The sequence below is a fragment of the Streptomyces sp. NPDC032822 genome (assembly GCF_055578825.1).
Window position 1 is genome coordinate 842,214 of sequence record NZ_JBVIOL010000001.1, and the last position, 11,940, is coordinate 854,153.

Sequence of the window (11,940 nt, forward strand, 5' to 3'; positions counted from 1 at the left end):
GTTGCGTGGAGGCCGGTCGGCCCGCCGGTCGAGCCGTACGAGAAGGAGTCCGCCGTGCCCCGAATCGCCCTTGTCACCTACGATCCCCGGCCGGAGCCCAGCAGGGACGCCGATCTGCCCGTCCTGCTGGCGGCGCTGCGCGCGGCCGGGGCCGGGGCGGACGCCGTGTTCTGGGACGACGCCGACGTCGACTGGGGCGCCTACGACCTCGCGGTCATCCGGTCCACCTGGGACTACAGCTGGCGCGGCGCGGAGTTCGTGGCGTGGGCGGAGCGGTGCGGCAAGGCCACGCGGCTGGCGAATCCGGCCGAGGTGGTGCGGTGGAACACCGACAAGCGGTACCTCGGGGAACTCGCGGAGGCCGGGGTGCCCGTCGTCCCCACCCGCTACCTCGCGCCCGGCGACCCGGCCGACCTGCCCGCCGACGGCGAGTACGTCGTCAAGCCCACCTCCGGCGCGGGCGCCCGCTACGCCGCGCGCTACACGCCCGGGCAGCACGAGAGGGCCGTACGCCACCTCGCCCGCCTGCACGAGGAGGGGCTCACGGCGATGGTGCAGCCGTATGTCCGGAGCATCGACACCCGGGGTGAGCGGGCCCTGCAGTTCTACGGCGGCGGTCTGCTGCACGCCAGTCGCAAGCGAGCCGTCCTCGCCCCCGACACCGCCTTCGACGCGGACAAGGTGGCCCACCCGGGGCTGGAGCCCTGGACCGCCACCCCGGCCGAACTCTCCGTCGCGGAGCGGGCGTTGGCCGCCGTACCGCACACGTCCGGGCTGCTGTACGCCCGCGTCGACCTGGTGGACGGGGACGACGGGGAGCCGCGGGTGATGGAACTGGAGCTGGTCGAGCCGAACCTCTTCCTGTTCCTGCACCCGGAGTCGGTGCCGGCCGTGGTCGAGGCGGTGCTCGCGGCGGCTAACCGCTGACCGTCACCCGCTGCAACAGCCCCCACGTGAAGTCGGCGACGACCTCCCGCCGCACCCCCTGCCCGTCCGGAGCCGCGAAGGCCAGGCCCCAGCGGGTGGGGGCCGTGCCCTGGAGGGGCCGGGCGGGCGCGAAGGCCCGGGCCGCCTCGTCGACCGTGCAGGACCAGGGGGTGAGGTCGTCCAGGGTCTCCAGCACCGGGCCCGCCGTGCCCGGGGTGCGGATCAGCCACTCGTTCCAGGCGGTGCCGTTCGGGGCGAGGAGTACCTCGAAGCGGAGGTCGGGCCACAGCGGGAGGGGCCAGAGGCGGGCCTCGCACTCCAGGTCGCCGATCCGGCGGGTGAGGACCGCTGAAGGCTCGCCCAGGATCGAGCGGTAGCGGGAGGCGGCGGCGCGGGAGCGCGGGGAGCGGACCATCGCCTGCCAGCGCCGGTTGGCCTCGCGCATGTCCGCGACCGAGACGCCCAGCTCGTGCCGGGCGTCCTCGACCAGGTCGGGCTGGTGGTCGGCCATGCGGCGCAGCAGGACCAGTTGGAAGTCGAGCGGGGTGAAGGGGCCGGGGCTACCCGGGGGCTTTCCGGAGGGCATGCGTCCCATCGTCCCCCACCTGGTGCGGGCCGGGGCGGCGGCCGTCCGGGAGGAACAGCACCGAGTTGACGTAGCGCGGGCGGTGGCGGAAGGGCAGGACGCGGCGCAGCAGACCGTGGGCGACGACGTACGAGGACACCGACTGGTGGGCCTCCAGGGGGAAGGCGGCGAGCGGCACCCAGTTGTCGCCGGGCAGCACCCAGCCGTCGTAGCCGAGCAGCGTCAGGTAGGTCACCACCGGTGCGATCGGCTGGATACGGGACTCCAGCTCGATGAAGAGGGCCGGGCGGTCGCGGCCCAGCAGGCCCGTCGCCCCGCGCAGCACCGCCAGCTCGTTGCCGTCCACGTCGACCTTGATGAAACCGACGTCCCGCAGGGCCAGTTCGTCGAGGGTGACGCAGCGGACCTCCACCGCCCGGCCGTGGATGTCCCGGCGGACCAGCGAGGACACCCCCCGGTCACCCGCGTCGTCCGGCGGCAGCCACAGCCGGGCCGTGCCCGGGCGGTCCGAGGCCGCGGCCTGGACGACCCGGACGTTCGCGGGCGCGGCGGAGGTCAGCAGTCGCGCCAGATGCGGGACCGGCTCGACGGTCACCACCTGGCGGGCCCGCCCGGCCAGCCGCCGCGTCCAGGGGCCGTACCAGCCGCCGACGTCCACGGCCGTGCCGCAGCCCGCCGGGCACAGGTCCGCCAGTCGCGCCAACTCCGGTTCGAACCGCGGGTACACGGCTCTGGCGACCGCGGCCACCAGCCGCCTGGGCAGATGCGGGGCCACCCGGGCGGCCCAGGTGCGCGCGGGGGCGCTCACGGGGCCGTCCCGGGGGCTTGGGGGGTCTGCGGGGAAGCCTCGGAAGAGCGCAGCAGGAGTTCCTCGTGTTCGTCGTCCGTGACCTGTTCGCCGGAGGACGGCAGCAGCTGCGGAATGCCGTCGACGATCGGGTAACGCCGGTGCAGGCGCGGGTTGTAGAGGGACTCCTCCTGCGCCGCGTCCTGAGGTACGACGAGGTGCAGCGGCCCCTTGTCGAGCGGGCACGCCAGAATCTTCAGCAGTGGGTCGTCGGGTTTCACGGGGGTGTCAACTCCTTGGCACCGAGGGAGGGTTGAGGCGCCTGGTCGTGCTTCGGCATCGCCAGCAGTACGGCGACGGCCAGCACGATGCCCGCGAGGCGCAGCGCGAGTCGGACCGGGTCGTGGGGCAGCGCCTCGCCGAACGCGAGCGTGCCGAGCACCGCGGTGAACAGACAGGTCACCGTCGTGCACACCGGCACGATCAGCGAGGCCCGGCAGCGTTGCAGCGCCGCCTGCGACATGACGAGCCCGAACGCCCCGGTGAACAGCAGGAGATACGGATACGGGGAGCGCAGCAGCGCGAGCAGGGCGTCGCCGAGACCGCTCCCCGTCAGATAACTGGACACACCCTTGATGGCGAGCGAACTGACGCCGTACAGCAGACCCACCGCCACGCCGTACTCCACACCCGTGGTCGGCAGACGATGGCGGTGCCGGGTGCGGCGCTCGGCGGAGTTGTACAGCCAGACGCCGGCCGCCAGCGACGGCACGCACACCAGCAGGACCAGCGGGTAGGGCGCCTCCTGGCTCACCGTGTCCGAGCTCTCGTTCAGCGACAGCACGACCATGAGCAGCGCGGCGAGGATCGCGCCCAGCGCGTACCGCTCGCGGCCCGACGTCTCCTCGCCCAGCAGCCGCGCCGACAGCAGCACGAGGAGCACCAGACCGGAGACGAAGATGCCCTGCGCGGCGGCGATCGGCAGCGTCCGGTACACGGCGAGCTGCGCCGCGAACCCGGAGGCCAGCGCCAGCGACCCGCCGATCCACAACGGACTGCGCAGCACCAGTCCGAGCAGCCGGACCGGCCGGCGGATGCTCACCTCGGGCAGGTCGGCCAACGCCCGCTTCTCCAGGACGAATCCGGTGCTGTAGAGGACGTTCGCCAGCAGGGCCGCGGCCACTCCCCACCACATCGTCTACGTCCTTCGGGCGTGGAGCAGCAGGATCGACGCGAGGGCGGGTCTGGCGCAGGCCAGCCGGTCCAGCGGGCGCAGCGGGCGCGGTACGCCGTGGAAGGGAGCCCCTTCGAGCCGTACCACCGCGAAGCCGGCCGCGGTGACGAACTCCCGCAACGCCCGCGCCGTGTACAGCCGCAGATGTCCCACGACCTCGCGCCCCGGCCGGCCGTGGATGCCCCGCAGGCTCACCTCGGAGAACACCGGCTGCACTCCGGCCAGCAACAGGGCCCGGTTGTACCAGGCGGCCAGGTTCGGTGTGGACAGCATCAGATGGCCCCCCGGGCGCAGTACGCGGCGGATCTCGTCGAGCGCGGCGTCCGGGTCGACGAGATGCTCGATCACCTCGCTGAACAGCACGGCATCGGCGGAACCGGTGGCGAACGGGAGCCCCGCGCCGGTGAGTTCGCCGCGCACCGGATGGGTGAGACGGTCGCGGGCGCGCTTCAGGGCGTCCTGGGACCAGTCGACGCCGACGATGCGGTGGCCGGGAAGCAAGGGGGCGGCGGTCGCCGCGGCGGTGCCGTCGCCGCAGCCGATGTCGAGGATCGTGCACGCCTTCTCCCGCGATGTCGCCGGGCCGAGGGCGGTGGCCAGCATGCGGGCCTGGCGCAGCGAACGGGGGGTGCCGGAGGCGACGGGGACGGCGGGATCCTCGTAGAAGTCCCTCAGTTCCCTGGGGAGTTGCGTGGTGGCGGTCATGCGCCGGCCTCCGTGGTGTGCAGATGGTGCGCGAAGAGGTCCCGCAGATGGGCGCCGTCGTCGTGCCCGAGCAGGGATCGCGACCAGCGCAGGGCGAGGTGGAGGCGGCCCGCGGTGGAGGCGGTGGTCACGGTGAGGCCGCGGGGCATCCGGGCCGGCGCGGAGAACCACACCGCGTGCGCGCGGCCGGCCTCCTCGCCGAAGTCCAACGGGTACGGGATGCGGCCGATGTTGCTGAGCAGCGTCGTCGACGTCCAGGGTGCGGCGGCCCTGCGTAGACCCCGGGTGAGCGCGGCCCGCCATGCCACGGGGGTGACCGGGGCGGTCAGGAACGCGGCGCCGTGGCCGAGTTGGGGGCGGGGCAGGGACTTGAGGGCGCGGGTGCGGGTCGCCGTGCGGCGCAGCAGGTCGGCGACCGGAGGATGCGCCAACTCGGCTGGTGAGAAGGGGACTTCGACGAGGCGGGTGCCGTTGCCTATCGGCATCGTGGTGTCCCGGGGGCGGTCGTCCACGGGCATGGTGATGCGCAGGGGGCGGGGGCGGGCCCCGTGTTCCCTGTTCCAGTGGGCGATGGTGAGGGCGGTGGCGACCATCAGCTGGTCGTTCACCGTGTAGGGGGCGCCCTTGGGGCGGTGGGGGAGGGCGAGTTCGGTGACGAGGAGACCGTTGCCGGGGGAGAGTTCGGGGGTGCCGGGGGCGACCCTCGCGGGCCGGGACCAGTTGGAGGGGGTGTCCTCGGGGGGCGGCGGGGGCTCGGGGGTGCGCAGGGGCGGGGCACTGGGGGCGTTGTCCCTGCCGCCGTAGAGCTCTGCCGCGGTGGCGAGCACGCGCAGACAGGCGGGCCCGTCCAGGGCGGTGTGGTTGATGGTCAGGAAGAGGACCGTGCCCTTGCCGTGCACGGTGTCGGCGCCGGGGGGCGGGGCCGCTTCCCGGCGCCGGCCGGGTGCCGCCGCGGGTGCGCCGACCGCGTCCGTCGCCTCGCTGCCCTCCGCGCGGCCCGCTCCCTCGACCACCTCCACTCGGATCGGTGGGGACAGGGAGAGGGGCGGGGCCTCCACCAGGGCCCGGGTCCGGGCGGCGCGCAGGGCGTCCTCGCCCCGGGTGGGGAAGCTGACGACCTCGATGTCCGGGTCGGCCGTCAGCTCCCACTCGTAGCGGCGTCGGTACCAGTGGCCCGGTGCCTCGCGCATGAGGATGCGCGGGTGGCGGTGCAGGGCCTCGGTGAAGGCCTTGCGGAGGCGGATCGGGTCCAGGTGGCCGGGCAGGTGGACCTCGATGTGGACGGTCTCCGGCTCCTCCTCCTGGAGGCAGTGCCGGGCGACCTCGTCCACCACGGGGAACGGGATGCGCGGCGGTGCGGTCGTCATGCGGGTTCCTCCCTTCCCTCGTCCACCCGTTCCCGCACACTCACCAGGCCCGCGAACAGCCCTATCAGGGCGAGCAGTTGGGCTACCGGGCCGAACGCCCCCTGCTCCGCGCCGACCGGCTCCCCGGCTCCGACCGCCGCCGCGATGCCCGCTCCCGCGAGCGCGACGAACGCGATCGGGACGAGGAGCGCGTGCCGTCGGTACGCGAGGAGGGCCAGCGCCGGGACCAGCAGCGCGAACCAGCCGGCGATCACCGCGCCGACCAGCGTCAGCGCCACCGCGCCGAGCCACAGGCCGGGCGGGGGCGGCAGAGGTTGCGGGTCGTCCGGGTTGGGGGCGTGCCGGCGCCACAGCACCAGGGCCAGCAGCGCGGCCAGTGCCACCGCGCTGCCGATCAGTCCGGCGTCGTAGGTCGTCGAGGGCTCGTACGACAGTGTCACGGTGCCGCCCGCGCCCGCGGGGATCCGCCAGCCCTGCTGCCAGCCGTCCAGCCGTACCGGTGAGAGTTCCTTGCCGCCGAGGGTGGCCTTCCAGCCGTCGTTGTAGTTCTCGTACGTCGTGAAGTAGGAGGCCGCGCCCGAGCCGACCGACACCTGGCGCCGGTCGCCCAGCCAGTCCCGTATCCGCAGATCACGGGCGACCGGTGTGGGCTGTGCCACCGTGCCCCGGGTCAGGGTCACGTCGGTCAGGGCCAGCGGTCCGGCGTCTCCGGCCTCGACCCGGTGAGGGCCCGCGCTCAGCTCCAACTCGCCGTCGGACGTGTTGGACTGGCAGGGCGTCACCTGGACGGGGCGGCGTTCGGTGAGGTCCCGGACCGTGCCCTTCACGCTCGTCGGGTACAGTTCCCCGTCGACCGCGATCACCGGGCCCTGCCCGCACGGCAGCGAGAAGGTCCGGGTCGCCTTGGGCTGGGGGGTGCGGTAGCGGTCCAGGGCCGGGAGGTACGCCTCGGTGAGGCCGACGGGGAGTTGCAGGTCCTCGTCGGCGATCGGGTTGTGCAGGACCAGCGGGGCGGTCTTGGTGATGGTGATGTCGAGGCGGTCCGTGGTGATCGGGGGGAAGCGCACCCAGCCGTTCTCGTCGACGCCGGAGATCACCGCGCCGTCGGGGGAGGAGATGTCGACCTCGGTCGGCCGGGTGGACAGACCGCCCGCGGCGGCCAGGACGAGTTCGCCGACCGGCTGTTTGTCGGGCCAGCGCAGATGGATGGTGGGGTCGTCGCCCGCGATCCAGGCCGTGGTCAGATCGCCGTCGGTGAGGTTGCGTGCCGCCAGGCCCGTGCCGAGGTTCGCCGTGGAGTCGGCCGTCGCGGTGATCCGGCCGGCCTGGTCGGGGGCGATCTCGTAGAGCAGCCGGTCGAGTTCCTCACCGCTGACCGGGACCGCGCTCGCCCGCACGTCGTACGTCCCCGCCGTCCGAGTGGAGAAGCGGCGGTGCAGGCCCGCCTCCGTGCCTGTCGGGGAGAACCCGGCCGGGTCGGCGGAGCGGTGCAGGGAGACGATCTCGGCGGAGGCCGAGGCGGAGGCGGCTGTGTTCTCGGCGGTCCCGGCGTCCGTGGGGAGCCGGAGCATGCGCGTCACCTGGACGTCCGGGAGGTCGATCTCGGAGAAGCCCGCACCCGCGAGACCGGTCCGCCGGGCCACCGAGTCGGTGATCGTGATTTTCATCCAACTCGTCGCGCCCTTGGGTGCCTTGATGCTCTGGGGTGAGCCGTCGGGGCGGAGGAAGCTGCTCACCGACCCCTTCTCCGTCTCCACCCGCACCCGGGTCGGCGCCGACCGCACGCTCTCCTGCGGCAACGGCGTGACCTTGAAGGACGACGGCATGTCGTACGACCCGCCGGAGAAGGCGATCCGCAGCCACTCGCCGTTCGGCGAGCCCGCCACGCCCTCCGCCCAGGCCGTGTCCGGGTTGCCGTCGAAGGCGTTCACCGGGTCGAACTGGGGCAGGTGGAACAGCCAGTTGCCGTACGAGGACGCGGTGACCGCGCGGGCGCCGCGCAGTTCGGCGACCGTCTGGTGGTCCTGGCCGGTGGTCGGCAGGATCTGGTGCGGCGGGTCCCCGGCGTCCTGGGCGGCGCCGGACGCGTTGCGCTCGTCGCGGGTATACGTGTACGACGTGTTGGCGTTGACCAGGCCGAACCGGGTGTCCGCGCGGCGCAGTCCGTCGCCGACGATCTGGAGCGGCGGGGTGCCCAGCCCGGGATGGTTGTCACCGGTCAGGACGGTCGCCCGGCCCCGCAGTTCGGTCGCCAGCGGCAGCAGCGCCTCGGGCCCCCCGGACACCACCGCCGTGTCGGCGACCGGTGTCAGCCCGGCCTGCCCGGGCCGCTGGACGTCCTCGCTCGCCGGACGGTAGATCTCCACCGCCCGCTGCCTCGGATACAGGCCCTCGACCTGGAGCGGGGTGTCGTGCGCGATCGTCCCGCCGGTCATGAGCGGGCCGAGCCCCGTCACCCGCTGGTAGCCGGACTGTTCCAGGGTCCGCTTCACGGTCGAGGTCGGGACCTGGCCGATCTGGTCCGGGTCGAGATCGTTGCGGACCACGACGTAGTAGACGCCGGCCCGGCTCAGATAGTCGGCCAGGCCCGGGACCGCGCCGCCGGTCATCAGCGCCTGCTCGACCGCGTCCATGGCGCGCCGGTTGCCGGCGGTGCCGAACGGGACGTAGTCGCGCTGCGCCCAGCGGGACTCGGCGAGCGCGTCGAGGGGCTGGTCGATGGGGGAGCCCCAGGTGTAGATGCCGTGCGCGGTCGCCGGGACCACCAGGGCGCGCGAGTCGGGAGAGTACTTCTCCAGCCAACTCGCCGTGGACTGCCAGTACTTGGGGAGCTGCTGGAAGGAACCCGGGTTGAGGATCGAGCCGTTGAGGTACGGCCACAGCAGCCCGGGCAGGATCAGCACCGCCGCGATCAGCGGGGCGAAACGACGGCCCCGGATCCGACGGGCGCCGCGCGGCTCGGCCGCCACACCCACCAGGTGGGCGAGGCCGAGGACCAGGGCGAGCGCGAGTCCGACCTGGAACTTGTAGATGTTGCGGAAGGGCGCGAGACCGCTGTTCAGCCAGTCCTGCACCGTCTCGTGGAAGGGTGCGCCGAACGGGCCGCCGTACCCCGCGAGCAGTACCAGTACGGCCGTCAGCGCGGTCAGCACCAGCCAGCGCCGCTCCGGCAGGTCCCGCCGGGCCAGCCCGGCCAGGCCGAGGCCGGCCGCGCATGCCGAGCCGAGGATCACCACCACCGAGGACGCCACCGTCCAGCCGGCCGGCAGCCAGGACTCCCCCAGGTGCAGATAGGCGACCCAGTTGCCGCCGCCGCGCAGCGCCTCCGTCGCCGCCATCGTCTCCGTCGTGGTCTGCGAACTCTCCACGTACGGGAGGAAGTTCTCGCCGTAGGCGCCGAGCAGGAGGAGCGGTATCCACCACCAGGCCGTCGCCAGGAGCACGGCCGGCGTCCACCAGGCGATCAGCTTGCGCTGCCGGGGGCCGGGCGGCCGGGAGAGCAGGTAGAGGCCGGCCGGGAGCAGGGCGGCCAGCGTGGAGGCCGCGTTGACACCGCCCATGAACGGCACGATCAGCGCCGAGCGCAGAGCGGCGATCCGGGCCGTGTAGCGCTCGTCGGCGAGCGGGAGCAGGACCCACGGGAGGAACGCGCCGGGCAGCGCCGCCGCCGAGGTCGACCCGACGACGATCGTGAACACCGGCCACAACGCGTAGGCCGCCGCGGCCAGCAGCCGGGAGACGCCGCTGCCGATGCGCAGCCGCTCCGCCAGCCGCAGCGCACCCCAGAAGGCCACCGACACGATCAGCGACATCCACAGCCGCTCGATCAGCCACACCGGCAACTGCACGGCGTGGCCCAGCCAGTAGAACGGCAGCATCGGCCACACATAGCCGACGTACTGGTCCGCGATCCCGCCGAACGAGCCCTGGTCGTGCCACAACTGGCCGAGGTCGGCGAGGAACCGGCCCGGGTCGGTGGTGACGCCGAGCTTGGTGTCGAAGGTCTGCCGGCCCGGTCGTACCGCCAGGAACAGCACGAACACCACGGCCCAGAACCCCAGGAGCCAGCGCCGCGACCTCGGGCCCTCCGGCGGGCCCGACATGATCGCGGTGCTCGGGACGGCCGCCGGGGGAGGGGCCTGGACCGTGGACGTCGTCATGGTGGACACCGCCGGAGGATGAGGAGGAGGTTCCAGGTGGCCACCTCGCGGATCCCGGGGACCCTGACGACGGTCTCCGCGAGAAAGGGCCAGTAGCGGGAGCGCGCCGAGACGACACGGACGTCGTCACGGGCGCGCACCTGCCGCAGGGTCGGGCCGATGTGCACGGCGAACAGGTTCTCGCCGAGGGTGTGCTTGGCGTCCCGTCCGGTACGGCGCCGGTAGCGGGCCCGCGCCCGCTCGGCACCCAGGTAGTGCCAGGGCGCCCACTCGTGACCGCCCCAGGGGGAGAGCCAGTTGGTGAACGACACGTAGATCAGCCCGTCGGGGCGGGTGACCCGCACCAGCTCGCTGAGGAAGGTCTGCGGATCGGCCACGTGCTCAAGGACGTTGGAGGAGAAGGTGACGTCCGCGACCCCGTCGTACAGCGGCAGCAGGTAGCCGTCGGCGATCACCGTTCCCTCCGGCGGCTTCCCGCCCAACTCCCGGGCGTCCGGCTCGAAGAGGTGCGCCTGGGCGCCCCGGCGCCGGAACTCGGCGGTGAAGTGCCCGCTGCCGCCGCCGACATCCACGACGGTCCGCCCGGCGACGGGCCCGTCGTAGGCCTCGACCTGGTCGACGGCGTCCCGGGCGAGGAGCGAGTAGCACGTCTCCGGGTCGTCCTGCTCACGCAGGAAGGCCCGGAAGAGGGCGAGGGAGCGCCGGAAGGACGGATCCTTGAAAGGCCCGTCCGGTGAGGCGCCCCGAGGGCGCGGGGAACGGCGCGACCAGCCACGACCGACCGGCACGCGCGAGCCGGCCTTGCCGACACGGCGCACGGGCGTCACCGCACCCAGCCCCTCACCGCCTCGGAGGCCACCGCCCGGAACTGCCGCACCGTGCGGTCCCAGCGATAGCGCGCCGCGCGGTCCCGCGCCGCCTTGCCCATCAGTTCCCGGCGATGTCCCGACAAGGCCAGCGTGCACCAGGCCGCGGCGAAGGACGACTCCCCGTGGGCGAGGACGCCCGTCTCACCGTCCACCACCGAGTCGCGCAGACCGGGCACGTCGAAGGCGATCGACGGGGTCTGCCGGGTGGCGGCCTCGGTGACCACCAGGCCCCAGCCCTCCACCGCCGAGGGATGCAGCAGCAGCCAGGCCGCGCACAGCAGCCGGTGTTTCTCCGCCTCGGAGACATGGCCGGTGAACTCCACGCCGGGACCGGCGAGTCGCTCCAGCCGGGCCCGCTCCGGGCCGTCGCCGACGATCACCAGCCGGCCGCCGGTGACCGGCCGTACCCGCTCCCAGAGTCTCAGCAGCAGATCGATCCGCTTGTACTCGACGAGCCGGCCCACCGCCACGAACAGCGGCTCGGGCGACCGGTCGCCGCGGGGGCCGGGTTCCTCGACGCCGTTGTGCACGACCCGGATGCGGTCGCGTTCGACGCCGATCCCGCGCAGCGCGTGGGCCGTCGAGGGGGAGACGGCGACCAGCAGACTCCGGTGCCGCGCGGCACCGGCCAGCGCCCAGTGTTCGAGTCTTCGGCCGATCCGGGCGGCCGGGGTCAGCGCCCCGCCGAACCGCATCTTCCACAGGTCGGTGTGGACGTGGTTGACCAGGCACAGGGTGGGGCCGCGGTGCCAGAGAGGGGCCAGGTACGGCATGCCGTTGCAGACCTCGACCAGCAGGTCGCAGTCGCCGACCTGACGGGCGAAGGCGGAGCGGGCGCGCAGGTAGTGGCCGAACTCGCCGCCCGCCGACACGACCCGGTAGTCCCGGTAGGAGGCGGGACCGCCGCACAACAGGGTGACCTGGTGCCCCAGCCGGGTCAGGCCGTCGGCGAGTCGGTCGACGAGCAGCTCGGAGCCGCCGGCGGCCGGGTTGTCCAGATCTCGATGGGCGAGGAAAACGATTCGGCGCGGCGGTGGGGGGAGCGCCGAAGGGTGCTGCGACGCCCGGGGAAACGCGGCGCGCAGCGAGGATGGCACGTGCTGGGGCATCGGTGCTCCAACTCGTCTCAGGGTGCGGAACTCAACGTGGGGGAGGAGAGTCTTCGTTTCTGTGCGGGAGATGGGAGCTTCTTGCGAGGCGGGTGTGGACGGGCTGTGCTCGGGTGGGGTGGACAGTTTTCGCCCCGCCGTTCGCCACGGCTACTCACGGAAGTGACAATTTCCGGCTTTATTAGAGCTGACGTCA

General features: G+C 73.4%; 10 protein-coding genes. 1 reads left to right on the forward strand and 9 read right to left on the reverse strand.

Features of this window, described 5'->3' with window-relative positions:
• Nucleotides 1-54 precede the first annotated feature (54 nt).
• Nucleotides 55-927 carry an ATP-grasp domain-containing protein gene (locus ACZ5VD_RS03935; RefSeq protein ID WP_468680547.1) on the forward strand — a complete coding sequence of 291 codons (873 nt, stop codon included), beginning with the start codon at nt 55-57 and terminating at the stop codon, nt 925-927.
• Here the strand turns inward: ACZ5VD_RS03935 and ACZ5VD_RS03940 are convergent.
• The 9 genes from ACZ5VD_RS03940 to ACZ5VD_RS03980 all read right to left on the reverse strand — a co-directional run bounded on the left by ACZ5VD_RS03940 (nt 917) and on the right by ACZ5VD_RS03980 (nt 11,744).
• Entirely contained in the window at nt 917-1,513 is a 597-nt protein-coding gene (locus ACZ5VD_RS03940; RefSeq protein ID WP_468680549.1) for a hypothetical protein, read from the reverse strand. The genes ACZ5VD_RS03935 and ACZ5VD_RS03940 overlap by 11 nt on opposite strands.
• Nucleotides 1,488-2,321 (reverse strand): FkbM family methyltransferase, encoded by an 834-nt coding sequence (locus ACZ5VD_RS03945; RefSeq protein ID WP_468680552.1) that lies wholly within the window; start codon nt 2,319-2,321, stop codon nt 1,488-1,490. Before ACZ5VD_RS03945 ends, ACZ5VD_RS03940 begins: the two co-directional genes overlap by 26 nt.
• The gene (locus ACZ5VD_RS03950) at nt 2,318-2,581 is read right to left on the reverse strand and encodes a Trm112 family protein (protein ID WP_468680555.1); all 264 of its coding nucleotides are present in this window, start codon (nt 2,579-2,581) and stop codon (nt 2,318-2,320) included. Before ACZ5VD_RS03950 ends, ACZ5VD_RS03945 begins: the two co-directional genes overlap by 4 nt.
• Nucleotides 2,578-3,483: a DMT family transporter gene (locus ACZ5VD_RS03955; RefSeq protein WP_468680957.1), complete on the reverse strand. Its 906-nt coding sequence runs from the start codon at nt 3,481-3,483 to the stop codon at nt 2,578-2,580. Before ACZ5VD_RS03955 ends, ACZ5VD_RS03950 begins: the two co-directional genes overlap by 4 nt.
• Before the next feature lie 15 nt (nt 3,484-3,498).
• On the reverse strand, nt 3,499-4,239 hold the full coding sequence (locus tag ACZ5VD_RS03960) for a class I SAM-dependent methyltransferase (RefSeq protein ID WP_468550814.1): 741 nt from the start codon (nt 4,237-4,239) through the stop codon (nt 3,499-3,501).
• Entirely contained in the window at nt 4,236-5,606 is a 1,371-nt protein-coding gene (locus ACZ5VD_RS03965) for a condensation protein (RefSeq protein ID WP_468550813.1), read from the reverse strand. Before ACZ5VD_RS03965 ends, ACZ5VD_RS03960 begins: the two co-directional genes overlap by 4 nt.
• The gene (locus ACZ5VD_RS03970) at nt 5,603-9,766 is read right to left on the reverse strand and encodes an alpha-(1->3)-arabinofuranosyltransferase domain-containing protein (RefSeq protein ID WP_468680959.1); all 4,164 of its coding nucleotides are present in this window, start codon (nt 9,764-9,766) and stop codon (nt 5,603-5,605) included. The genes ACZ5VD_RS03965 and ACZ5VD_RS03970 overlap by 4 nt, the downstream gene beginning before the upstream one ends.
• The gene (locus ACZ5VD_RS03975) at nt 9,763-10,440 is read right to left on the reverse strand and encodes a class I SAM-dependent methyltransferase (RefSeq protein ID WP_468550877.1); all 678 of its coding nucleotides are present in this window, start codon (nt 10,438-10,440) and stop codon (nt 9,763-9,765) included. The genes ACZ5VD_RS03970 and ACZ5VD_RS03975 overlap by 4 nt, the downstream gene beginning before the upstream one ends.
• A gap of 149 nt (nt 10,441-10,589) precedes the next feature.
• Nucleotides 10,590-11,744 (reverse strand): glycosyltransferase family 4 protein, encoded by a 1,155-nt coding sequence (locus ACZ5VD_RS03980; protein WP_468550812.1) that lies wholly within the window; start codon nt 11,742-11,744, stop codon nt 10,590-10,592.
• Between the last annotated feature and the right edge of the window lie 196 nt (nt 11,745-11,940).